We start from the raw sequence: 24,529 nt of genomic DNA, 5'->3' as shown, positions 1-24,529 counted from the left end.
TACAACACCCACCCTGACGCCACGGCATTTACTTAGCCAAATACCGCCTGCTTTGCAGTCGTATCGGAAGAGTTAAAATCAACTTGTCTGATGTTTTCGATATTCTTCTCGAAAGGCAAAGTCCCGTAAATTTCCGTGTCTGCCGAGACATCAAAAAGCGCTGTGTATCCGTTTCTTAAGTACAGCTCTTTGGCTTCTGGCTGCCGAAAACCAGTGGTCAGATAAACGCGCTTGTAACCCTGACGGTGTGCCTGCACTTCCAGCTCTTCAAGCACCTTTTTAGCAAGACCTTGCCGTCGCAGATCGCTATGCGTCCAGATGCGCTTGAATTCGGCTGTCACATCGTCATAGCGCATGAATGCACCGCCACCGACTGTCTGGCCATCACGGAGCAACAGCAGGAAATTGCCGTGCGGAGGCGCGAAGGCTTCCGGCGGATATTTGTTCATTTCGGCTGCTGCACCCTCTTCATTGAAATAGGTGCCGTAGCGCGTGTCATACTCGATTGTCAGTGCCTCGATCAGCGGCACTGCACGAATATCGGTCGTTGAAGTGTAGAGAAATTCATCCGCCATGATGGCCATCCATGTTGAAGAAATCGTGCAATCTCAGATCAGCGAGGCTTCGGTCAGCCGAACCCAAAACAGCGCGGCTGGAAGCAGGATTTCATCGTTGAAATTATAATTGGGGTTATGCAGGCCCGCGCTGTCGCCATTGCCGACGAAGAAATACGTTCCCGGCTTCTGTTCAAGCATGAAGGCAAAGTCCTCGCTTGCCGTGCGCGGACGGAAATCTTCGATAACTGTGCCGGTGGGGAAAGTGCTGAGCGCGACCTGTCGCGCAAATTCCGTCTCGGCTTTTGCGTTGATCAAAGCAGGAAAGCCCCACTGATAATTGACATCAGCAACAGCACCAAAGCTTTCGGCCTGTGAACGCGCGACGGCTTCAATCCGCCGCCGCAACTCTTCGCGTACAGCTTGCGAGAACGAGCGGATGGTAATGCCAAGATCGACATGCGCCGGAATGACATTCAACGCATCGCCGCCATGAATGGAGGCCACCGTCACCACACCCATGTCAAGCGGATCGAGATTGCGCGCGACCACCGTTTGCAAGGCCAGAACAATGGATGAAGCAACCACAACCGGATCGATCGATTTGTGTGGTTCTGCACCATGACCGCCACGTCCATTCACGCGAATTCTTGCACGGTCCACCGATGCCATCGCCGGGCCGGTCACAAAGCCAAACTTTCCTGCAGGGACACCAGGCCAGTTATGCAGCCCGTAAACGGCATCGCACGGAAAGCGCTCAAAGAGGCCGTCTTCGATCATGCGTCGGGCACCTGCCCCGATCTCCTCAGCTGGCTGGAAAATGAGATGCACCGTGCCGGAAAAGCGACCGGACTGGGCGAGATAGCGAGCCGCTGCCAGCAAAACGGTCGTATGTCCGTCATGGCCACAGGCGTGCATCACACCGGAATTGCTGCTTGCGTAATCAAGGCCAGTTGCCTCGGTGATCGGCAGGGCGTCCATGTCCGCCCTGATGCCAATTGTCTTGTTCGAGTTGCCACGCTTCAATGTGCCAACCACGCCAGAACCGCCAACGCCGGTTGTAACGTCATAGCCCCATTGCTTCAGATAATCTGCCACCAGAGCAGACGTCCGGGTTTCCTTGAACGCCAGTTCCGGATGGGTATGAATGTCGCGACGCAAAGCGATAAACTCATCGATAAACGAGGCAAGACCTGCCTCGATTTCCAGTTTACGGTTTACGTCTGGCGACCGCTGAATATTCATGCCGCACCCTTTTGGTGACTTCCGGCATCATTGTTTTCAACGGGCTTCGCATAGCGGCTCTGCGGATGCTGAAGCCCCAGATTTCCGCGCAGCGTATCGTGTTTCAGGCTGCCTTCATGATATCCGCGCTCTTCCAGAATTGGCAGAACATGGGCAATGAAATCATCCAGCCCTTCGGCAATCACCGGGAAGCCAAGGATAAAACCGTCAGCAGCTTTCTGCTCTTTCCAGAGAATGATTTCGTCGGCAATTTTCTGTGCTGTGCCGATGAAGGGCGTGCGTGGTGTCGCCACATTCAGAGCCACTTCACGCAGACTGAGATTGTTTGCAGCCGCGTCGCGCTTGATGCGGTCGGTTGTCGAACGGAAGCTGTTCTTGCCGACGTCACCAAGATCAGGGAAAGACGCATCGAGATCATAAGCAGTGAAATCATGGTGGTCGAAGAAACGCCCGAGATAGGACAGCGCTTCGTTGATGCTTACGAGATTGCGGATCGCCTGATATTTCTCTTCGGCTTCAGCTTCGGTTCGTCCAACGATGGGGCCGATGCCAGGATAAATGCCGACATCGTCCTGCGAACGCCCATGGGCAACCGCACTTGCTTTGATCTGCGCATAAAATGTTTGGCTATCCTTGATGGTACCCGCATTGGTGAAGACGGCGTCGGCATGTTTGCCCGCAAGTCCGACACCTGCTTCGGAAGCACCGGCCTGAAAGATAACAGGCTGGCCCTGAGGTGAACGCTGGATATTGAGCGGCCCTTCAACCGAGAAGAAGCGCCCCTTGTGGTCGAGCCGATGGAAACCTTCGGGCTTGTAAAACTGTCCGCTCTCACGATCGCGAACGAAGGCGTCTTCATCCCATGAATCCCAAAGACCTTTGGTCACTTCAAGATATTCGTCGGCAATTTCATAACGCAGAGCGTGCTCGGGATGTGGCTTGCCATAGTTGCGGCCTGACCCTTCGAGCGGCGATGTCACCACGTTCCAGCCCGCACGCCCGCCTGAGATGAGATCAAGCGATGCGAACTGTCGTGCAACCGTAAACGGATCGCTATAAGACGTCGAAACCGTGCCTGCGAGGCCAATACGCTTCGTGTTTGCTGCGAGCGCCGAAAGGACGGTCAAAGGCTCAAAGCGGTTGAGAAAATGCGGAATGGAAATCTCGTTGATATAAAGCCCGTCTGCGATGAAGGCGAAGCTGATGCCTGCCTCTTCGGACTTGCGTGCCGCATCAATGAAAAACTGAAGGTTCACGCTGGCATCTGCCGGCCCGGATGGATGTTTCCAGGCATTCATATGCCCGCCTGCACCCTGCAGCATCACGCCGAATCTAATCTGCTTGGAACTCATTTGAGGTACTCCCTATAGCCAGCGACTTTGGATCAGGCGGCAATAGCCAGACGTTCGCCTGCGAGGCTTTCGATGGCAGCTAATCTTTGCTCATGTGAAACGGCGGGGAACTCGAGCACAAACTCCGTCACCCCATATTGCTCGTGCAGCTCATCGAGCTTCTGCTTCACCTGCTTTGCCGAGCCTGCGAGCACATTTGGATGCTTTTCTTCAACCCGATAATCAGTCTCTCCCGCCTGTCGCGCAAACTCGGCAGCGGCCTCCTGTGTGCCAACTGAAACTGATTGCCCGGAGGCGAGATGAACCTTGAAGATTTTGATTTTCGAGACCACGGCATCAACCGCGTCTTGGCTGTCGGCAACGACCGCACCAAGCGCCAGCACCGGCACTTTTCCAGTCACATTGCGATAGGCGTCGAACGTCTTCTGCAGATTGGCGGTATCGCCATTCAAATGACCGGCATAGACAAAATCCCAGCCGGAATGTGCGGCAAGCAACGCGCTCTCCGGGCTTGCGCCAAGCACAAATTTTTCCGCAGATATCTGTGGTTTGGGCGTTGCGGCCAGTCCTTCAAACGGACCCGATGCGATCTTGTCACCGCCAAGAAATGCGCTGAGCTGTTCAAGCTTGTTGTTGAAATCAAGCCGCTTTTCGCTGCCTGTTTCCTGCTGCAAGGCCTTGGTTGATAATGGAAGTCCGCCCGGAGCCTTGCCGACACCGAGATCAACGCGCCCGCGCCCAAGTGCCGCCAGAAGGTTGAAGTTTTCGGCAACTTTGTAAGGGCTGTAATGCTGCAGCATCACGCCGCCAGAGCCAATTCTGATCCGCTTTGTCGATGCCAGAAGATAAGAAACAAGCACCTCGGGCGAAGGTCCGGCCAGTTCATCTGCATGATGATGCTCTGCAACCCAGAACCGCTTGTAGCCCGCCTGTTCGGCAGCTTGAGCATAAGAAACGGTATTTGCAAGAGCGGTTTCCGCACTACCAGCCTGTGCTACCGGGCTCTTGTCGAGAAGACTTAACTGATAGGGCATCGGCACATCCACTTTCGCTGAGCATCGCTTTGGGGCGGAACCTTCCGCGCAACGCGCACGAATATGGACCGGTCTCGAATAGTTTCTCGGCTTCGGGACGAAATCTCAAAGATTAGTCGACTGAAATTGTAGGGTTTGTGGCAAATTTATTCTGCGGTGGTGGAATATGTTGAAACGGCCTGCTTAAAGCCTGCCCAACCCGTCAGCTTCTATGAAAATGGTTTTTGAGCGTTCGCAGCGGCTAAAAATACATTGCCGCTGCGGCAGGATTTGCCTTGAGCCAGGAGGTGGCCCAATTGCTCTAAGTCGCCGGGCACCCCGAAAATCGTCTCAACGCCGTAGCCAATTAGCATTTGCACCAAAATATCCGCGCCGCGCATTCTCTACTCCTTCAGAATCTGATGCGAGCAGAATAGGTGTGATCTGTTTCGGTCTGGACCGGCGGATCGGCGGCCAGACCGTATCAACACCGACGAAACGCAGGGGTAAAGCGGCGTAGTCACAATAAAAAAGCCAGCTCCAATGGGAGCTGGCTGGGCTTGTAGGTTAAATTCCAGCACCGCGTAAAAGGTGCAAACGCGACTTACGCTTCTTCGGCTGCTCCGGCTCCTGAAACCGCAACGAGCGAGCCAACGCACTCAGCAAATCCGTCTGTGAAATAAGTCCCTGAACAACATTATCCTGATCCGTGACGATGACAGCGTGGGAACGACCATCCGTCAGCAAGGGCACCAGCTTTACGACCGGCTCGTCCTTTTGTGCCGTTATCGCTTCAATCATCAGCGCGCCGACCTCGGCAGCTGAGTTGTTGAGCTCCCGCAGACCAACGGTGCCGAGCAGCTTTCCTTGTTCACCAATGACAGGCAAAGTGCGGATATTGTGCTCAAGCAGCAGGCGCCGTGCCTCATCCGGACTATCATGTTCTGCAATGCTGATAACATCGCGCGACATGATATCTTTCGCAGCCACTGTCCCGTGCGTGCGAATGAGTGCCTGTAGCTCCACCTGCCTGAGCAATCGATCCAGATCTCCCGGATCGATATCAAAAGTCTCATCCACCTCTTTCAACGCCGTGGCGATGTCGTCAGACGTAAAGCCGACGCGCAAGGGCGCAGGAAGGTCACTGGTCTTGTGTGTATTGGCAGGCGCTGCCGCTGGCACATGCGGATATTTTCGCCCAGCCAATTTATGGAACGCAATGCCAAGAGCAACAAGCAATACGGAATTCAAACCGACCGGTATAAAAGCAAAGTGATAGCCGAGATCGGTAACGCTCGATCCGCCAATAATAGCTGTCAGGGCTGCAGCACCGCCGGGCGGATGCAGGCAACGCGAAACCGACATGGCTGCAATAGCAAGAGCAACGCCGAGACCAATGGCAATCAACGGATTGCCGACGAAGCGCGCAACCGTTATCCCAACCAGAGCTGAAATCACGTTGCCACCGATGACCGACCATGGTTGCGCCAAGGGGCTTGCAGGAACAGCAAATATCAGCACAGCCGACGCGCCAATCGGTGCAACGATCAGCGGAAGCTCGATGCTCCTGCCCATTACGAGTGCGGTTATCAGCCCCGTCAGGCATATACCGATTAATGCGCCCAGACTGCCGATAAGGCGATCTCGAAGATTGGCACCGGCCAATATGGGCACAAAAAGCCGAAAACCGTTGAACATCATCGGTTCCTGTTTCTAACTGCAAGCTGGGGGATCAGTTTCACCAACATCACCAAAAAGGCTCTGGCAAAGATTGAGTTGTCTTAATCGCTCTGACTTTGGTTGTTTCGCATTTCGGGACGCAAACGGCAGTTCACGCTTTCGCTCGAAATGCTTAGCTGAAGTTGGGTGTGGTGTCGCGCAGGCTTATATCAACTTGTCTTTGATTACGAGAACGCATTTTCGTGATCGGCACAAACCTTGGGTCAATCATCCTGAGTAACGGGCGAACGGCATATCCTGCTCCGTTGTTTGTCTATGAAACAAAAACAAACTCCAGGCCTTAAATTGCAGGAAAACAAAGAGATAGCTTCGGTTCCCCCTCTTCGCTAAAAGCAGGCTTGCTCAGTTGTAAGTATCAAGGACGACTCGCATGAAATCCAGCATCATCACCTCTCAAGGCCGAGTAGCAGATCGCACACCCGGCGCCATTCCAGGCGCTTTAGCGGTCGCGAATGCTTTGGCAGCGCGCTACGACCTTTCCGTCAAAACCGTGGGTACGCCTGCAGCCGCTGTTTCTGATGACTGGAGTGAAGCATTGCCGCAGGCTCATGACACACTCAAAGGCCTTGCTGCTGCGGTTGCTGATGAATTGAAGGCAGGTCGGCGACCGCTTCTGGCTACCAATACCTGCTCGGCAAGCCTTGCAACCATTCCGCAAGCAGCCAGCCAGATTGACGGACTGACCGTTCTTTGGGTCGATGCACATGGCGATTTCAATACACCCGACACAACAGGCTCGGGTTATATGGGCGGTATGGCGCTCGCTGGTATCTGCGGCCTTTGGGATAGCGGACATGGCGGCAATGTCGCCCCTGAAAATGTCGTCATTTTCGGCGCTCGCGACATTGACCCAGAAGAAATGGAAACGCTCGAAAGCAAGGGCGTTACGATTATCAAGCCAGAGGCTGCCAATGCAGAAACGCTGCTGGCTGCCATCGGCACCGGCCCTGTCTGGGTGCATATCGATTGGGATGTGATGGAACCGGGCTTAATTCCAGCCGCCTATGCAATCGAAGCCGGGTTGCTTGCGCCACAGCTGCGCGATGCGCTGGCCGCAATTCCTGCGTCGCAAATCGCGGCTATTGAGCTTGCAGAATTTGAACTGCCTGAAGACAAGCAGGCTACGGAGCGTGCTCTTGAATTGATCCTCGACATCACTGCACCGCTTTATAAAAGCATTGGCGTTTGATGTAGATATCTAGTGGATTTTTCGAATTTGACGTTTGAAACAGCATAAGTGTCAGCCGGGTTTCAAACGTCAAATTCAATCCACTAGAGCGTGTCGCACCTTTTTACGCTTGTCGTTATCGGAAAACCGGTTCCCACTTTTCCGCGACATGCTTTAAGCCAGAGCTGATCTTACAGCGGTAGCAGTTAAGAATGAAACGTTGGAACCACTGTAACTGTTTGCTTTTACGCATTATCCGACGCATCGCAGCAGAAAAAGAAATCAGTCCGCGAACTGATTTCCCTGCGGAGGCGCTTCGCACTTTTGCTGGAAATGCTATAATTCAGCTCTGGTCTCGCTATGCGAGATCAAAAGATCGATGCAATACGCGCCGGCTTTGATGATGACGACATGCTCGTCACGACGATCATCCTGTTTACTTCACCGCGTTTGAATGCGCGCAGGAAGCGGGCATAATCCTTAAACACCACACAACCGTTTGAATCCCCTGCCCGGCGCAACATGTATGTGTGCGCCAACAGGCCGTCGCGGTTGTACGGATTGCGACCATCGGCTGGGAGCAGACGCACTGCTTCGACCCCGTGGAATAGGCTTTCACGCATCTGAAGCTTATAAGTGCTCGGTGGCGTAGCGCCACGCATCTTCTGGTCAACATAGCGCGGATTGTCGCGCATGTGGCCCATGCCCGAATGCGCTTCCAGTTTTTCGCCACTTGGCAGGTAAACCGTAGCAGCAGAGATATCATAAATAGCCGTCTTGTTGTGTGCAGCCTGACCGAACAGACGCCCGAAAAGGCCGCGCTGAATGTTCTCTGTCTGCCCACTTGGCGGCGCATAAGCCAGTTGCGTCTTTTCCTGCTTTTGTGGCTTCGTAACAGTTGGCCTGTCGATTACAGGCTTCTGGCCGGGAAACGGCACATCATCAGGCAGAAAGCTATCTGTGTCATCTTCAATCGGCGCACGCGCGATCTGAGCATCGGGTGCCGCCATCGGAACAGGGATAGCGTCACCGGATGGCAACGCTGCTATTGCGCTCGCGCTATAGTCTTGAGCTGCAGTTTGCGCAGCACTTGTCGCTGAGGCGATAACTGCAGGCGAAACTACATCCTGAGCGGGCGCAGGCGGCGCAACGCGCTCCGCGCGCGGCTCAATTACGGCCGCCATTGCCACAGGCTCAGCTTCAATAACAGCTTCCGGACCCACATCAGCAATGATGGGAGCATCTTCAGCAACCTTGCTGCGCCGCCAATCAAGATTGGAATATGGCGCATCAGCGGTATAGGCTTCGATGAACCGCTGGCGAATGACATGCCCCATGCCGATTTTTTGATCGACAACAGCCAATTGATGTGGGGTTGCGGCGGGAAGACGTCGCATTGCGGGTGCCAAAGGCACAAAAGCAGGCAGAACAGCTTCCACGGTGCTCAGGGTCGTCATCAGGCAACTTCCAGCCAGAAGGCCTGCGCCCAGCAGAGCTGCGACACGTAAAATACCTTTAAATACAAAAGGGTTGGGAATATTAATCCCGCGTGGCAATGCAAAATCATACGTGTCTGTGACGAACGCCATACTACTCGTCCTGAATAATAACTGGTTTTCTCGCTGTCGCTTTGCATGAAAGTTCGGCAGAAAAGCGAAGCAATCATGGCGAAAGTGCTAACTTGAAAGTCGCACTAAGCATGAAGAATTATGGTAACTAAATTCTTTACGATCGCCCGCCTTCAGAAAAGAAAGTATGGCTGGAGCAGCTGAAAGGCTCATTATGCCGTGAGCAGATAGTCGATCTGGCCTGCAGATTTGAACTCGACACCTTCCGCCGCAACACGATTACGACCGCGCCGTTTTACCCTTAGAAGAGCAAGATCCGCGCGCGCTGCTGCATCCCAGACCGTTTCGTGATCCCGTATGACCGCAAGACCAAAACTGCTGGTTACGCTTCGTCCGTTCGGCAGCATCGAAAAACTATAGCGAGCGACATGGCTGCACAGACGATTGGCGAATATCTCGCATTGCTCGGCACCGCCCTTCACAATCAAAACAAATTCCTCACCCCCGACACGGCCGACAATGGCTCCTTTTTCCGATGCCGAACGCAGGAGTGATGAAAACTCAACAAGCACTTGATCACCGATTGAATGACCAAATTCATCGTTGATCGCTTTGAAATGATCAATATCAGCGATAATAACGGCAAGCCTGTTCTTCTCAGCAGCCATAAGGCTTCGCTTCGCAGCTCGCTCCAGACCTCGACGATTAAGAGCCCCGGTGAGAGGGTCTGAATCCCGCTCCGCTTGCAGTTCGTTAATCACATCAGCAGTTGCGACGACCAAAATAACGAGGCCCAGCAACACACCTATGAAAGAGACAGAGATTGTAACCAGTGTCCAATATTGGGACCTTATCAGCTGTTCTGTCGTGCTAATTCCACTAAGCATTTTGACGGTAAGGATGCTTCTAAGGAAGAAATGCGCGGCAAGGATCGTGAGAAAACCATGCAATGTGCGCTCGATCCATTTGCCTTGCATTAGCGCCCGCGACTGCAGACAAAGCGTGGCAATCATTGCGCCAAGCCCAAAATTGGATGCAACGGCCATATATTTATAATCCGCCCCCACCTGAGCCAGATAACCTATTACCGCCAGTGTCAGCACGCTAATCGATGCGCCCGCAAAAGGCGAAAACTGCTTGTCCAGCCGAAGCATGACGGCTTCACAGAAGAAAAGGCCAGCCAAGAGGTAAAGTGCTGTCGCTGTAAATACTGCCGCATTCAAACCCGGTAAGAGCTGCAAGACCTGCAGCAACAAACCAGCAGCAAAGGTTGCGAAGCCCAGCCCGAAGAACAACATATGCCTGCGTCTGGTGTCTAGCATCCATACGCCAGACATTGTCGCCGCAAACAATATAATCAGGAGTGGTGGAACAAATTTCACGACCTATGATACCGTTTAATTAAAAAATTTATGGAAAATCAAATTGAGCATCTTTCAAACGACAATAAACGATTTAAATCAAGAATAAATTCAGCATAAAAGTTTAGGTATTATTTTAATTTACTACATTATAACATAATAATTTTCTGATAAATAACTACAATCAATGCATTCGCAGCAACTGTTATCATGTAAAGAATTTCGAAGGAAAAACTTATCCCCAAATATCGATTTCAAAAAATGACTTAAATACGCCAATAGCAAGCTGAAACACCAACATTACCTGTTACTAAATTTATTGAGGGCTTGGTCAGCAAGCCGTGAAATGCCATTTTATAGCTACGCACAGCCCCAATGCGGAGAAAACATATGCGCCACCAGTTCGACCTCTTTGTCCCTTCTGCCGAAGGCGACGTTAAGCAGGCAGAACTGCGCCCTGCCCGCACCAAACCCGGAAAGACGTCCGGCCCTGATGAAGCGGAAATGGTCCAACGCCTGAAAGACAGCGGGCGCTATCGTATCTTGCAGCGGCTTGACCCACCGCCAACAGTGCCGGATGCAGACACGGTTGCGTTTCCTAGGCTCGGGGTTGTGGTTGACACTGAAACGACGGGCTTGAGTGCTGTGCAGGAAGAAATCATCGAGATTGGCGCTGTGGCCTTCCGCTATGCGGATGATGGCTCCATCGGTGATGTTTGTGCAACTTTTGGCGCTTTGCAAGAACCTTCAAAGCCAATTCCAGCCGATATTACGCGTATCACCGGCATTACCGATGAAATGGTCGCCGGACAGATCATTCCGCGTGCGAAACTTGAAGCACTGATCGGCAATGCGGATCTCATCATTGCGCATAATGCAGGTTTTGATCGGCCCTTTCTGGAACGTTTTTCACCAGTCTTTGAAAACAAGCCCTGGGCATGTTCGGTCAAGGAGATTGACTGGACGGCCCGCGGCTTTGAAGGCACCAAGCTTGGTTATCTGATCGGCCAGAGCGGCTATTTCCATAATGGCCACCGTGCAGAAGATGATTGTCAGGCGTTGCTCGCCGTGCTGAAGGAACAATCCGGCAAGACGACACCTTTTGCAGAATTGCTGAAGGCCAGCCAGAAATCGCGCCTGCGCATTTATGCAGAAAACAGCCCTTTTGAAATGAAGGACAAGCTGAAAGAACGCCGCTACCGCTGGTCTGATGGCAGCGACGGGCGCCCGAAATCCTGGTGGACGGAAATCGATGAAGATGAACTCGAAGCCGAACTCGAATATCTGCGTACAGAGATTTACCCTTGGCGCGATGCAGAGCCGTTGATTCAGAAGCTCACTGCCGTCGACCGCTATAAAGAGCGAGCGCCACTCAGATCAAAATAAAGAAAAGGCCGCATCACGCGGCCTTTCTTCTTATGCAATGATGGGCCAAGGACGCTGAACGGGTCGCATATCTTCATATGCCTGGGCGAGACGCAACACGCCCAGATCATCAAAGCGCTGGCCAAAAATCTGCAAGCCAATAGGCAGCCCCTTGGACGTATAGCCACAATTGAGCGAGATTGCAGGCTGTTCCGACATATTCATCGCAACGGTAAACGCGATGTGCTCGAAAGGACGCTGCGGATCATTGACCGGAGAGGCCCATTCCGCCGGATAGGTCGGCATTGGAGCGGTCGGGGAAATGATGAAATCGAAATCCTTCGACGCCGCAAGAGCTGCATGGCGCATCGCATCTATTTGGGAAAAACCGGAATAGACTTCCTCGCCAGTCAAATCTTCAGCGGTTTCAGTCCATTGATAGATGTATGGCAAGATTTTCGCACGATTTTCCGGCGTCATCTTAGAGACGTCGGCCCAGGAACGTGCGCGCCAGAAGCGATCAAGTCCATCGATCATGGTGCGATTGAGGAATGGAGCAACCGGCTCAATAATCGCGCCAGCATCCGCGAACAGCTTCGCTGCAGCTTCCACCGCCGCGCGTGTTTCATCGCCCGTCGGCTCGCCAAAACCGGCATCGAGCCAGAGGCCGATTTTGAGACCTTCTACATCGATATCAAGGTCCATCCAGTCGATATCCTGATATGGCAGGCTCATCGCGTCACGGCGATCAGGACGGGAAAGCACCGACATATAAAGCGCGCTATCGGCAACCGTACGCGTCATCGGACCAGCAACGCGACCAAGAAACGCCGGATCGATTGGGATACGCCCGAAGGACGGCTTCAGCCCAACCAGACCGCACCAGCCGGCCGGCAGGCGGATGGAGCCACCAATATCCGTACCGATATGCAGTGGCCCGTAACCAGCAGCACCAGCGCTGCCTGCACCAGCACTTGAACCGCCCGGATTGGTGTTCAAGTCCCACGGGTTGCGCGCAAGCTTATGAAAGCTCGAAAGCCCAGAGGACAACATACCGAGATCAGGCATGGTTGTTTTAGCCAAAAGCACGCCACCAGCCTCGCGGGTGCGGGCGGCGGGCGGCGCATCAACGGCTGCAGGATTGAGAGGCAGTGCCGCACAGCCGAGCGGAACAGCAGTACCTTGCGTGGCAATATTTTCCTTGATCGTCAGCGGGACACCGTCAATGGGGCCAGCGGGCTCACCTTTTGCCCAACGTTCTTCCGATGCCTTCGCAGATGCCCTCGCGTTTTCCGGATCATAAGCCCAAAGCGCATTCAGTTTCGGCTCATAGGCCTCGATGCGCTCAATTACAGCTTCCGTAACTTCAACCGGCGAAAGCGATTTCGCCTTATAGGCAGAAACAAGATCGACAGCTGACAAATCGGCAAGTGAAGACATGGCGTTCCCTTATTTCATTCTGGTAGTTTGATTGTAGAATTGAGCTTGCGGGCACGTTTGCGCCGTCCCGAAAATGGCTTCGGCACAGCATCAACCAATGCGCGCGTATATTCATGTTGCGGATTATCGAAGACCGCGTTGGTCTCTCCCTGCTCGACGATATTGCCGTGATAAATCACCGCTACACGATCGGTAATTGCGCGCACGACACCGAGATCGTGACTGATGAAAAGATAGGAAAGGCCGAACTTTTCCTGCAGATCCATCATCAGATTGAGAACCTGCGCCTGAATGGAGACATCAAGAGCTGAAACAGGTTCGTCAGCAACGATGAGCGCCGGTTTGGTAATCAGGGCGCGAGCAATAGCGATACGCTGGCGTTGCCCTCCGGAAAACTCATGCGGATATTTTTCGGCAGATGCTTTTGGGAGGCCGACAGCTTCCAGCACTTCTGCCACGCGCTCATCCCGCTCCTTGCTGCTTGTCCCCCGCTCCAGTGAAACAATCGGCTCCGAAATGATCCGCTTTACCGTGTGGCGCGGATCGAGCGAACCATAAGGGTCCTGAAAGATCGCCTGAAAACCTTTACGCGCTTCACGCAGGCCTGAACGGTCAAGCGCGTAGATATCCTGACCATTGATAAGGATTTGGCCAGATTGCGGTCGTTCCAGCCCCATCACAGCACGGGCAAGTGTTGATTTGCCCGAACCGCTTTCGCCTACGATGCCAAGGCTTTGCCCTGCTTCGATCTCGACATTGACACCGTGGAGAACGCGCAATGATCCCGGCTTTGAAAGGAATGATGGGCGCGGGAGCTGATATTCACGCACGACATCACGAACCTGCAAAATCATCTTGCTCATGCCAGTACCTCGCCATCGCGTGGATGTAGACAGGCAGCGCGATGGGCAATGCCTTCGCTTTCACCGATCAGATCGAGCGGCGGAATGAGCTTTCGACAATCGCCTTCAACGAAGGCGCAACGATCAGCGAAGCTGCAATATGGCGGGCGGGCCAGCGGATCCGGTACAACACCGGGAATAGCAGCGAGGCGCTGACGCGGTTTCGTATGATCGCGAACCAGATTAGCCCCATGTGGAGAAGCCTGAAACAGCCCCCGCGCATAAGGATGCGCCATACGATTGAACACGGCTTCGGTTCGCCCCGTTTCTACAATCCGCCCGGCATACATCACTGCGATACGGTCGGTCATTTCCGACACAACGCCGAGATCATGGGTAATGAGCATCAGCGCTGTGCCTGTTTCGTCGATCAGCTCATCCATGAGATCAAGAATTTGTGCCTGAACAGTGACATCGAGCGCCGTGGTCGGTTCATCAGCAATCAACAGATCAGGCTCGCAGGCAATCGCCATGGCGATCATCACGCGCTGGCGTTGCCCTCCGGAAAGCTGGTGCGGATACAGATCGAGATTAAAGCGTGGTGCAGGTAGTCCCACGCGATCCAGCAACTCACGCGCCTTGCGTTCGGCATCAGTGCGGCTTTCGCCAAGATGCAGACGGCGGCCTTCGGCAATTTGCGCACCAATGGTTTTAACCGGATTGAGCGCTGTCATTGGCTCCTGAAAGATCATCGCCATGCGACGACCGCGCATTTTGCAGAGTTCGGCTTCTGGCTTGTTTGCCAGATCCTGCCCATCAAAACGCAAGGTTCCGCGCACGCGCATCCGGTCAGGCAGCAAGCCCATGGCAGCAAGCGCGGTAATCGACTTGCCACTGCCAGATTCACCCACAACACCCAGGCGTTCACCACGGTTGAGGGTTAATGTAATGCCCGACACGATATCTGCAGTGCGCGTGCCAAATGGCAGCTCGACAGACATATTGCCCATTTCAAGAAGAGGTGTTTTTGGCAAAGTTTTTATCATCTCTGCCTCCTTACGCGCGGATCAAGTATGTCGCGCAGACCGTCACCCAGCATGTTGAGACCAAGGACTGCGAGTGTAATGGCAAGACCAGGGAAGATCGCCAGCCATGGTGCATCATAGATAAAGGTCTGTGCATCGTTGAGCATCTTGCCCCAGCTCGGCATTGGCGGCTGTGTACCAAGCCCCACATAGGAGAGACCTGCTTCCGCCACGATGGCGAGTGCGAACTGGATCGTCGCCTGTACGATCAGCACATGATTGATGTTGGGCAGAACATGCAGCAGCGTGATCGAGATATCGCCGCGCCCTGCGCAACGCGCTGCCTGCACATATTCGCGCTTCCAAAGCCCAAGCGATGCACCACGCGTAACACGGGCAAAGACGGGAATATTGAAAATACCGATTGCAATCATGGCGTTGACCGCACCGGGGCCAAAAATAGCGGTGATAATGACTGCGGTCAGCAGCGCCGGAAATGCAAAGGCCAGATCGGTCATACGCATGACAAAGCCATCGACCAATCCACCCCGCGCTGCAGCAAAGGCACCGAGAGGGATGCCTATACCCGCGCCAACAAGCACAGCAATAATCGACACGGCAATGGAATTGCGCGCACCGACCATAATCATGGAAAACACATCACGACCAAAATTATCCGTTCCGAACAGATGACTGAAGCTCGGCTCCTGCAGCTTGTCGCGGAAGTTCATGGCGGTGGGTGAATAAGGCGTCCAGAAATAGGAGACGAGAGCCATAGCCACCAGAATAGCGGTAACAAGCGAACCGATCACAAGGCTGCGGCTTAAAAACAGCGTCCGAAAACGGCTTGGCTTTGCAATTGTCTGAACCTCACTCACCGGCTGCCTCCCGTCGAAAGACGCGGATCAATGAAGCCATAGACAAGATCGACAATGAAGTTGACCGTAATCACAGAAGCCGCAAGCAGCGTCACCAGCGACTGCACCGTTATCAGATCGCGCTGGGCGATTGCCTGAAACACCAGCCTTCCAAGGCCGGGAAGATTGAAGACATTTTCGATGATGATCGTTCCAGCCAACAGAAATGAGAATTGCAGGCCAATAATCGTGACAACCGGGATTAGCGCATTTGGCACCGCATGGCGCCAGAGTGCCGCGTTACGGGTAAGACCTTTTGCGCGCGCGGTCCGCACGAAATCCTCACCCAGCGTTTCGATGACGGCGGAACGCGTCACGCGGGCAAGAATAGCGGCAAGCGGCAGGGCAAGAGCCAGCGCGGGCAGAAACAGCGAGCGGATACCGTTCCAGAATCCACCTTCCCAGCCAGCAAAGCCAGAAGCTGGAAACCAACCGAGCTGCAAAGCAAACAGCAGGATCAAAAGCAGGCCGAGCCAGAAATTCGGGATAGCGACACCCACCTGCGCCACACCCATCGAAAGCACATCGCCGGTTTTGCCGCGTTTGGAGGCCGCATAAACGCCCACGGGAATAGCTACCGCGACCGACAGAACCATGGACAAAAGCGCCAGCGGCAGCGTGACCATAATGCGTGGTCCGAGCAATTCACTGATCGGCACTGAATAGGTGTAACTGGTGCCGAAGTCTCCCTTTAGAAAACCACCAATCCACGAAAGATACCGCCACCAAAGCGGCTGATCGAGGCCGAGCTGTTTGTGAAGCGCTGCCAGTGTTTCAGGTTGCGCGTTGATGCCGAGGATAACTGCGGCAGGGTCGCCCGGCAGCACCTGCATCAACAGGAAGACGATGACGGAGGCCGCAAGCGTCGTAAGCAAGAGCGAAACTATTCGCCCGGAAATATAAGCCAGCAAGGCGACCTCCTAAGCACAATCCCGAAAACTTGTCCGGCTTTTCGGAAAAGATTGTGCGTCATAAAAATGCAGGAATGAGCGCTTCACGCCATTCACTCCACATTCCATTTCTTGCCGTGCCGCAGCCCCTTGATTGTTATCGCTGCACGGCTATTCGCGTAAAACCGCCCCGCCAAAAAAGCCGGGGCGGAAATGTTCTTATTCGGCCCAGTAAGCCTGTGTCAGATCATCAGCCGGGATCGGCATGTTCTTCCACAGACCTTTGACGTTCTTATTCCAAACGCCGATTTTTGGCAGCGCATAGAGGAAGATATTCGGCTCGTCTGCAGCAAGCTTTTCCTGAAGCTTCTTCACCAGTTCGAGCTGTTCTTCGTCGCTACCTGCCTCGGCATAAGCTTTATAGAGCGCCTTATATTCCGGGTTGTTGTAGTTGAAGTAGTATTTGTCGCGAGCATAGATATCGAGATCACGCGCTTCGGTATGTGCAATGATCGTGGCATCGAAATCCGAGCGCTTGAATACCTGATCCAGCCATTGTGCAAACTCGATTGGAACGAGATTGGCCTGAATGCCCACTTCTGCCAGCATGGCCGCGATGATTTCACCACCGCGACGCGCATAGGCCGGAGGTGGAAGCGTGATGGTTATTGACGTGCCAGCCGGAACACCCGCCTCTTCCAGCAGCTGCTTCGCCTTTGCCGGATCATACGGATAGGTCTCCGAAAGATCGACATAACCCGGATCGACCGGCGCATAATGCGAGCCGATTGGCGTACCAAAACCGGAATAGACACCTTCGATCAGCGCCTTGCTATCGATGGCATGAGCCAGTGCCTGACGCACCTTCACATTGTCGAATGGAGCCTTGGCATTGTTAAGCGAAAGCAGAACTTTGCCCGCAGTATCACCGACTTCGACCTGCAACTTATCATCGCTCTTGAAGCGACTGATCAATTCCGGCGCCTGGAACATCGGGAAGACATCAATGTCGCCAGCAAGGATTGCAGCGGCTGCTGCAGAAGGATCGCTCACAAAGCGGAAAGTGACCGCAGAAAGCTTTGCTGGCTCGCCCCAATAGTCCGGGTTACGGTCGAGCTCGACACGATCACCCTGCACCCAGCGCTTGAACTTGAACGGACCCGTTCCGACAGGCTTGGTCTTGTTATCGGCTGCCGAATTCGGAGCGATCATAACCGCGTCGCCCCACCCCATATTGAACAGGAAGTTCGAGGTTGGCCGCTTCAGCGTTACAACTGCAGTCGCTGGATCAGGACACTCGGTGCTGGCGATTGGTTCAAAAAGACCCTTTTGCGCATTGGTGGAATCTGGAGCCACCGCACGCTCATAGGAGAACTTTACAACCGTACAATCGAATGGCGTCCCATCGTGGAACTTCACGCCCTGACGCAGTTTGAAGGTGTAAGTCTTCTTATCGTCAGAAACTGTCCAGCTTTCGGCCAGCTGTGGCTTTACTGTGCCGTCTTCGACGATACGAACCAGGCCTTCATAGAGATTGGCGTAAGTAACCTGCCGGATACCGGCAGCAGCATTTGCCGTCGGATCAAGGCCCGGCGGTTCCAGCACTTCGCCGACCACCAGCGTATCCTTTGCGAAGGCACCGTTGATCGATGCAAGCATCGTGGCTGTAATAAGCCCGGCTTTCAGCAGTTTACTCATCGTTTCTCTTTGGCTCCCCTTATCAATTTTTTAAATCGAACGCCCGCCATCGACGTCGAGCGCAACCCCGGTGATCATAGAGGCTTGAGGCGAGCAAAGGAAAGCCGCAGCTTCAGCCAAATCATCAGGTTTCAACAGGCGGCCCATCGGAATGGAATCGCGGAACTTCTTGCGGATTTCCTCGGTATCCTCGCCCATGAAGGTGGTGAGAAGCGGTGTCTCACCGGCAACCGGGTTCAAAGCAACCACACGAATCTTCGCTGGCGCAAGCTCGATAGCGAGCGCCTTGGTCACAGAAACCACCCAGCCCTTGGTCGCATTGTACCAAGCGAGATTCGGGCGCGGACGACCTGCGCCAGTCGAAGCGACATTGAGAATGACGCATTCCTCTCCCTTGGCACCATTGCTCTTAAAATGTGGGATGAGTTTGCGCGTCATCAGATAAACGCCACGCACATTGACGCCAAGAATGCGATCAAACTCTTCCGGCTCAACCAGCTCAGCATTTTGCGGCTTATGGCCGATGCCAGCATTGTTGATGAGAATATCGACTTTACCGAACTTCGACAGGGCGGCTTCTACTGCTGCATCAACATCTGCTTCCTTGGAAATATCGGCAGCGATCGCCAGTGCTGCATCTCCAATTTCGCCTGCGACGCGCTCGGCACCTGCCTTGTCGCGGTCAACGATGACGACCTTGGCGCCGTCTCTGACAAAGCGCTTTGCCATGCCCTCACCAAATCCCGAACCAGCTCCAGTGATGAGCGCGACCTTACCTTCAAGCGACACTGCAATTCTCCCAAATTCTAACTTCAGCACATTTTCGGACGGGAAACCGGTTCCCACTTTCCCTGAAAATGCTATTTCAGCCGTGATACACGGAAATCGTCTTCAGCGAGGCAAATCCGTAGAGCGCCTCAAAACCCTTTTCACGGCCATGTCCGGATTTTTTCACGCCGCCGAATGGCAATTCGATACCGCCGCCAGCGCCGTAATTATTGATGAATACCTGACCGGAATGGATAGCGCGGGCCAAACGGAATTGGCGTCCGCCATCATTGGTCCAGATCCCGCAGACGAGGCCATATGAAGTCCCATTGGCAATCGAAATGGCTTCTTCTTCGGTATCGAAAGGTAGAATGACCTGAACAGGACCGAAAATTTCCTCCTGCGCCAGACGATGGTCGGCAGGCACATCACGGATCAGTGTTGGCAGTACATAAGCACCACCTTCCGGCGCATCGTCCACCAACACACCTTGCGCCGCAATCGCCAGACCACTTTCCTTTGCAAGATCAAGATAGCCGTCAACAATCGCCTTCTGGCGCTGCGATACAACGGGACCGACAGAAAGATCATCGCCTGCCGGGCCAACCTTCAACGCGCGATAGCGTTCGCTCATGCGAGCCACGACATCTTCATAAACGCTGCGTTCGACCAGAATGCGCGAGGATGCCGAGCAGGTTTGGCCGGCATTCTGAATGCCTGCATTGACGAGGAACGGAATGGCACGGTCGAGATCAGCATCCGCGAAAACGATCTGCGGAGACTTGCCACCAAGCTCCAGCGTTACCGGAACAGTGTTTTTTGCGGCTGCCGCCTGCACTGCTTCGCCTGTACGCACCGATCCGGTGAATGAAATGTGGTTCACGTCCGGGTGCTCTGAAAGCGCTGCACCTGCTTCTGCACCAAGTCCGGTTACGACATTGAGTGCGCCTTTCGGCAGACCGGCTTTCTCAGCAATCTTTGCGAATTCCAGAATGGTCAGGCAGGCTTCTTCCGCAGGCTTGACCACAGCAGCATTGCCCATCGCCAGTGCTGCGCCGAGGCTGCGGCCCAAAATCTGCATTGGATAGTTCCACGGAATGATATGGCCCGTGACGCCATGCGGCTCATAGATCGACAGAACGGTGAAACCGTTCTGATAAGGCAGCGTGTCGCCATGAACCTTGTCGGCGGATGCACCATAGAATTCAAGATACCGCGCCAGCGCCACAACATCGGCGCGCGCCTGAGTTACAGGCTTGCCTACATCCTTTGATTCAAGATCAGTCAACAAGTCGATGTTTTTTAACACTTCTTCTGAAATGCGGTGCAAGACACGACCGCGCTCGGTCGCGGTCAACTTGCCCCATTCACCGGAAAGTGCGGCACGGGCTGCAGCCACAGCCAGATCGACGTCGGCTTTCGTGCCGCGCGCGATGAGAGCCAGATCGCTACCATCGGAAGGATTGCGAAGCGTAATGTGCTCGCCACCCAAAGCGTCCTGCCATTGACCGCCAATGAAATTGCCATAACGAAGAAGGCCTGAGCCACCCGACTTGTTTTCATGCTTCATTTTCATTCTCCCGCAGAGGCATTTCCGCCTCCAGTCTTGCCGTGGTTGCGCGGATATGTGCCCGCGCCAGCCGCTCGGCCTCTTCCCCATCACGCGAAGCGATGGCTTCAACAATTGCTCCATGTTCGCGAATTGCATCGCGTGCGCGGTCTACCGACAGAGAAAAGGATGGCGCGAAAACCTGCGATGTCATGCGCAACAACGGAACGAATGCGATCAGCGAGGCGTTGCCCGCCGTGTTCATCACCGCCATGTGAAAATCGACATTCGTCTGCGTATAAGCTTTCGGGTCCCATGGATCGACGACCGTTGCCTGCCCGGCAACATGGGCGCGCAGCTTTGCAATGTCCTCATCTGTTGCGCGTTCAGCTGCAAAACGTGCAGCAACGCCATCGAGAACTTCTCGAACAGCATAAGCATCAATCAGGCGTGTAAGATCAGCGGAGGCCACACGAACGCCCCTGCCCGGCAAGTGGATAACCAGACCGTCACGCTCCAGAACACGCAAGGCTTCGCGCAGTGGCGTGCGGCTAATGCCAAATTCGGCAGCGATATGTTCTTGTCGGAGAATCGCACCCGGCGCATAAACGCCCGCATAAATTCTCTCACGAAGCGCTTCTGCTACTTCGTCCAGCAAACGGGTCTGACTGCGCCATTCAAAAGCCGCCAAAAGAAAAGCCTCCCAACTTTTCTGAGTACAATATCCTGGATACAAAATCAGTCAATCCGAAATTCGACGCGCTTTCTGAAAAGATTTATGCGTGCTGGCGAAGGATAATTTCGGATAACAACCGTCGCGCGAAACAAGGCGCAAAACACAAAAACGCCGCGACGAGCGCGGCGTTTTTTAGGGCATAAGTCCTCTCGGCGTGAAACGAGGACCGATAAGATTATGATTCAAATAGAGAGGCTTAGATCACGTTAGCAAAGAGATAGAGGCTGCAAGATTTGGAGACACATCGAGCCGAAAATGGTGGGGTTCGAGAACCGGCGCGCAGCGTGCTTATGTACGTGAGCACCGGAAACACAGTCCCGAACGCCATTTACAGGCGGCGAGAGCCCAAATGCTGGCTGTCTCTAGAGGAAGCTTTCCGGTATCGGCTTCCACTCGCCATCCTGATTATCGAACTGCGGAATGTGTGCGAGGCTGTGAAGCAATTTCACATCATCGCCAAGCACTTCCTGCCAATCCTTGGCTTCGGTGAGGATGACACCAATTCCAACGACTTCGCCACCAGCCTTGCGCACCAGCTCTGCCGAGCCCTTGATGCTTGATCCGGAAGCAACGACATCATCCACCACGACAACGCGCTTTCCTTTAAGAAGCGGGATTGCCTGACGATCAAGAAGCAGGCGCTGCTCGCCTTTAGAGGTGATGGATGAAATCGTCTGCACGAGTGCATCGCCAAGATGGATCTTAGGCGATTTCTGCAAGATAACGTAGTCATCGAGGCCAAGAGCCCGCGAGACTTCAATCGCAACAGGAATGCCAAGTGTCGCAGCGCCAACAATCACATCCGGCTTCAACGGCGCAAGCTTTTCCGCCAGTGCCTTGCCTGTATGTTCGCCAAAACGAACGCCAAGATCGATGACCATCATCAATGAAATAGCGAAATTCGGATTGATCGGCACAATCGGCAGATCAACCTTGCGGCCCGCCACATCAACGGTCCAGACCTGACCGTTTCCAGAGAGTTTCGCGCTGTCTTCAGTCATCGTTTTGCATCCTTGGGATTATAGCATTTCCAGCAAAAGTGCGAAGCGGTTTTGCGTCGGATAATGCGAAAGAACAAACAGTTACAGCGGTTTCGTCGGTTCATTTTTAACTGGAACCGCTGCAAGTCTCGATTCGACCAGCAGGCCGACATTACGCCATGTTGTGCGCTTCCGCTTGGTGTCAAAGCCATAAATGGCAAGGGACAGCGAAATCGCGTGGGCCATGCGGATAGCCTGAACCAGCAATGGCACTCCGCGCGCCAGCGCAAAGCGCAGACGCATTGGGAAGGAAACGTCGTCAATTTCCATTCCGCGTGCGCGCTGAGCATCCGCAATACGCTCGAAATCCTCACGCAGCATCGGAATAATGCCGAATGTGAGCGACAAGACGAGTGTCACCATCGGCGGTAGGCGCGCAGCACTCGCAGCAGCCAGAATGGAGCCGGGCGTGCTGGTTTCCATAACGAAATAGAAAGCTGCAGTCGTTGTCACCAGACGCGCAGCCATACCGGCTGCAATTGGTAAAGTATCAACGAAAGCAACGCCTTGCAGGACGAGATTGAGAATCCAGCTTGCCATGACAAGCAGTGTCAGAAGCACGGCACCTTTGAGATAGCCACGCAAGCCCGGCACCTTAACCAGCACCAGAAAGGCGACCGTGACCAGCGCCAGTGGCACACCGTATTTCCAACCCGGCACGAGCCAGGCCGCAAGCATGACCAGAAATGCCGCCGCGAGCTTTACGAAGAAGTTCAGATCATAAAAGATTTTCATGCTGCTTCTCCTGTCTCGACAATACGCGGCTTGGGCCAGCCCAGCGCACGATAGGCATCGGAATCCCAGGATGCATCCACATCGCCATCAAAGGTGACATGACCGCGATCCAGGATCATGACGCGGGACGAAACGTCATCCACGAGTTCCAGATCGTGAGAGATCAACATGACAGCACGGTTTTCGGAAAGCGCCGTTTCGAGGAACAGTTCCAGCATTCGACGACCATTGAGATCGCGTGCCAGAAGCGGCTCATCTAGAATGGCAACCGAAGCGCCTGCTGCTTCCGCACAGGCAAGGCCCAGCAGAGCCTGCTGACGAGACGAAAGCGCAAATGGGTTGGTTTCCTCATGGCCACCAAGTCCATATTTTTGCAGGCAGGCCGTTGCACGCGCAGTCACTGCATCGTCCTTTGCTGCACGGGTCGCGGCGGTGATCGCAAAGACCACTTCTTCCAGCACGGTCATGTTGAACAGAATGCGGCGCATGTTCTGCGGCAGGTAAGCCACCGAGCGGGCACGCTTTGCAGCCGTCCACTTGTCGGCATTCTCGCCGCCAATGATGATTGAGCCTGCTGCAATTTTCTGAAGCCCGAGGATCGATTGAAACAGCGTGGTTTTGCCCGCACCGTTTTTGCCGATCAGAGCGACGACTTCGCCGGCGCGGATCTGGAAATTCACGTTTTCAAGAACCGGCTGGCCGTCCCGGCGCTGAAGCTGCGTCTTAATTCCTGAAACGGAAACAAGAACTTCACCGCCGCTCTTCACATCTGCCAGACGTTTGCGTGCAGCAATTGGCGGCAGAACCCCCGCATCTTCCCACGCAGCAGCATCGTTGATGATCGACGCAAGCGGCACGACAGGTGCTAACTTACCGTCTTTAACCAGACCGATATCGGTGACGACGGCCTGCAGCGATGCAGGGTCCTGTTCGGCAATCAGCAAGGCTGGAATTTCTGCACCAAGCTTTTTCAGAACCCGCACAAGACGCTGACGCGCTGCAGGATCAAGTCCGGTTGTCGGCTCATCAAGCACAAGCAGTTTCGGCTCGGCCGCAAGTGCCGCAGCCATCGCCACCATGCGCCGTTCGCCGCCCGAAAGCGTCAGGACGCGCCGCCCTCGCAATGCGTTCAGCTCAAGCTCGTTGAGCAGCTCGTCGATACGAGCACGAACAGCATCCTTGGCAAGTCCACGATTTTCGAGTGGAAAGGCAACCAGATCTTCAACGCTCAGATCCCAGAGCTGATCTTCAACATTCTGCGAAACGACGCCGACTGTGCTGAACAGCTCATCCTTTGGCATGGAAGACATGAGCTTGCCATTGAGCGAGACTTCGCCATCGAAGACTTGTGGGGTAATGAGGCGTGGAACGATGCCCGATGCAGCGTTGAGCAGCGTGGTCTTGCCACTGCCGCCCGCGCCACACACCAGAAGCCGTTCGCCGTCGCGAATTTCGAGGTTGGCTTCGGCGATTGCCAGAACGGAATCGCCAAAGCCTACTTTTACATTCTGTAGTTTGAGCAC

The 24,529-nt window shown here is 54.1% G+C and carries 22 protein-coding genes; 2 read left to right on the top strand and 20 right to left on the bottom strand.

Annotation, left to right across the window (positions count from 1 at the left end; all coding sequences use genetic code 11):
- Positions 1–32: 32 nt before the first annotated feature.
- From CEV34_RS10710 to CEV34_RS10690, 6 genes are all read right to left on the bottom strand, one after another.
- Complete coding sequence (locus tag CEV34_RS10710; protein ID WP_094543617.1) at positions 33–584, bottom strand: GNAT family N-acetyltransferase; 552 nt, start codon at positions 582–584, stop codon at positions 33–35.
- 24 nt (positions 585–608) lie between these two features.
- Positions 609–1,799: a M20 aminoacylase family protein gene (locus CEV34_RS10705; protein WP_007878981.1), complete on the bottom strand. Its 1,191-nt coding sequence runs from the start codon at positions 1,797–1,799 to the stop codon at positions 609–611.
- Complete coding sequence (locus CEV34_RS10700) at positions 1,796–3,151, bottom strand: LLM class flavin-dependent oxidoreductase (protein WP_007878979.1); 1,356 nt, start codon at positions 3,149–3,151, stop codon at positions 1,796–1,798. The genes CEV34_RS10705 and CEV34_RS10700 overlap by 4 nt, the downstream gene beginning before the upstream one ends.
- Positions 3,152–3,183: 32 nt before the next feature.
- On the bottom strand, positions 3,184–4,185 hold the full coding sequence (locus tag CEV34_RS10695; RefSeq protein WP_007878976.1) for an MsnO8 family LLM class oxidoreductase: 1,002 nt from the start codon (positions 4,183–4,185) through the stop codon (positions 3,184–3,186).
- A gap of 209 nt (positions 4,186–4,394) precedes the next feature.
- Complete coding sequence (locus tag CEV34_RS27000; RefSeq protein WP_007878975.1) at positions 4,395–4,565, bottom strand: hypothetical protein; 171 nt, start codon at positions 4,563–4,565, stop codon at positions 4,395–4,397.
- Between the two features lie 166 nt (positions 4,566–4,731).
- The gene (locus CEV34_RS10690) at positions 4,732–5,865 is read right to left on the bottom strand and encodes an HPP family protein (RefSeq protein ID WP_007878974.1); all 1,134 of its coding nucleotides are present in this window, start codon (positions 5,863–5,865) and stop codon (positions 4,732–4,734) included.
- A gap of 409 nt (positions 5,866–6,274) precedes the next feature.
- Between CEV34_RS10690 and CEV34_RS10685 the strand changes: the two genes are divergently transcribed.
- A complete protein-coding gene (locus tag CEV34_RS10685) occupies positions 6,275–7,093 on the top strand; it encodes an arginase family protein (RefSeq protein WP_007878973.1) in 819 nt (272 codons plus the stop codon).
- Positions 7,094–7,440: 347 nt separating this feature from the next.
- Here CEV34_RS10685 and CEV34_RS10680 read toward each other — a convergent pair whose 3' ends face one another.
- Entirely contained in the window at positions 7,441–8,661 is a 1,221-nt protein-coding gene (locus tag CEV34_RS10680; RefSeq protein WP_094543614.1) for a DUF2778 domain-containing protein, read from the bottom strand.
- Between the two features lie 191 nt (positions 8,662–8,852).
- Complete coding sequence (locus CEV34_RS10675; RefSeq protein ID WP_039860738.1) at positions 8,853–10,022, bottom strand: GGDEF domain-containing protein; 1,170 nt, start codon at positions 10,020–10,022, stop codon at positions 8,853–8,855.
- A gap of 369 nt (positions 10,023–10,391) precedes the next feature.
- Here CEV34_RS10675 and CEV34_RS10670 point away from each other — a divergent pair, with 369 nt between their 5' ends.
- Positions 10,392–11,387 carry a 3'-5' exonuclease gene (locus CEV34_RS10670; RefSeq protein WP_007878965.1) on the top strand — a complete coding sequence of 332 codons (996 nt, stop codon included), beginning with the start codon at positions 10,392–10,394 and terminating at the stop codon, positions 11,385–11,387.
- Between the two features lie 30 nt (positions 11,388–11,417).
- Here CEV34_RS10670 and CEV34_RS10665 read toward each other — a convergent pair whose 3' ends face one another.
- The 12 genes from CEV34_RS10665 to CEV34_RS10610 all read right to left on the bottom strand — a co-directional run bounded on the left by CEV34_RS10665 (position 11,418) and on the right by CEV34_RS10610 (position 24,529).
- The gene (locus CEV34_RS10665; protein ID WP_007878964.1) at positions 11,418–12,806 is read right to left on the bottom strand and encodes an amidase; all 1,389 of its coding nucleotides are present in this window, start codon (positions 12,804–12,806) and stop codon (positions 11,418–11,420) included.
- A gap of 14 nt (positions 12,807–12,820) precedes the next feature.
- Positions 12,821–13,669, bottom strand: a complete 849-nt coding sequence (locus CEV34_RS10660; RefSeq protein ID WP_007878963.1) for an ATP-binding cassette domain-containing protein — start codon at positions 13,667–13,669, stop codon at positions 12,821–12,823.
- Positions 13,666–14,694 carry an ABC transporter ATP-binding protein gene (locus CEV34_RS10655; protein ID WP_007878962.1) on the bottom strand — a complete coding sequence of 343 codons (1,029 nt, stop codon included), beginning with the start codon at positions 14,692–14,694 and terminating at the stop codon, positions 13,666–13,668. Before CEV34_RS10655 ends, CEV34_RS10660 begins: the two co-directional genes overlap by 4 nt.
- Positions 14,691–15,551 (bottom strand): ABC transporter permease, encoded by an 861-nt coding sequence (locus tag CEV34_RS10650; RefSeq protein WP_007878961.1) that lies wholly within the window; start codon positions 15,549–15,551, stop codon positions 14,691–14,693. The genes CEV34_RS10655 and CEV34_RS10650 overlap by 4 nt, the downstream gene beginning before the upstream one ends.
- Positions 15,548–16,501, bottom strand: a complete 954-nt coding sequence (locus tag CEV34_RS10645) for an ABC transporter permease (RefSeq protein ID WP_007878959.1) — start codon at positions 16,499–16,501, stop codon at positions 15,548–15,550. The genes CEV34_RS10650 and CEV34_RS10645 overlap by 4 nt, the downstream gene beginning before the upstream one ends.
- Positions 16,502–16,699: 198 nt before the next feature.
- Positions 16,700–18,178: an ABC transporter substrate-binding protein gene (locus CEV34_RS10640; RefSeq protein ID WP_007878957.1), complete on the bottom strand. Its 1,479-nt coding sequence runs from the start codon at positions 18,176–18,178 to the stop codon at positions 16,700–16,702.
- A 30-nt stretch (positions 18,179–18,208) separates the two neighbouring features.
- Complete coding sequence (locus CEV34_RS10635; RefSeq protein ID WP_007878955.1) at positions 18,209–18,967, bottom strand: glucose 1-dehydrogenase; 759 nt, start codon at positions 18,965–18,967, stop codon at positions 18,209–18,211.
- Positions 18,968–19,043: 76 nt separating this feature from the next.
- Positions 19,044–20,516, bottom strand: coding sequence for an aldehyde dehydrogenase family protein (locus CEV34_RS10630; RefSeq protein WP_007878952.1), 1,473 nt, complete (start codon positions 20,514–20,516; stop codon positions 19,044–19,046).
- Entirely contained in the window at positions 20,506–21,186 is a 681-nt protein-coding gene (locus CEV34_RS10625; protein WP_007878950.1) for a GntR family transcriptional regulator, read from the bottom strand. Before CEV34_RS10625 ends, CEV34_RS10630 begins: the two co-directional genes overlap by 11 nt.
- 407 nt (positions 21,187–21,593) lie before the next feature.
- Entirely contained in the window at positions 21,594–22,232 is a 639-nt protein-coding gene (locus CEV34_RS10620) for a phosphoribosyltransferase family protein (RefSeq protein ID WP_007878947.1), read from the bottom strand.
- An 81-nt stretch (positions 22,233–22,313) separates the two neighbouring features.
- Positions 22,314–23,006: an energy-coupling factor transporter transmembrane component T family protein gene (locus CEV34_RS10615; protein WP_007878945.1), complete on the bottom strand. Its 693-nt coding sequence runs from the start codon at positions 23,004–23,006 to the stop codon at positions 22,314–22,316.
- The gene (locus CEV34_RS10610) at positions 23,003–24,529 is read right to left on the bottom strand and encodes an ABC transporter ATP-binding protein (protein ID WP_007878944.1); all 1,527 of its coding nucleotides are present in this window, start codon (positions 24,527–24,529) and stop codon (positions 23,003–23,005) included. Before CEV34_RS10610 ends, CEV34_RS10615 begins: the two co-directional genes overlap by 4 nt.

Source organism: Brucella pseudogrignonensis, assembly GCF_002252525.1.
GTDB lineage: Bacteria > Pseudomonadota > Alphaproteobacteria > Rhizobiales > Rhizobiaceae > Brucella > Brucella pseudogrignonensis.
This window is presented reverse-complemented; position numbering and strand designations above follow the sequence as displayed.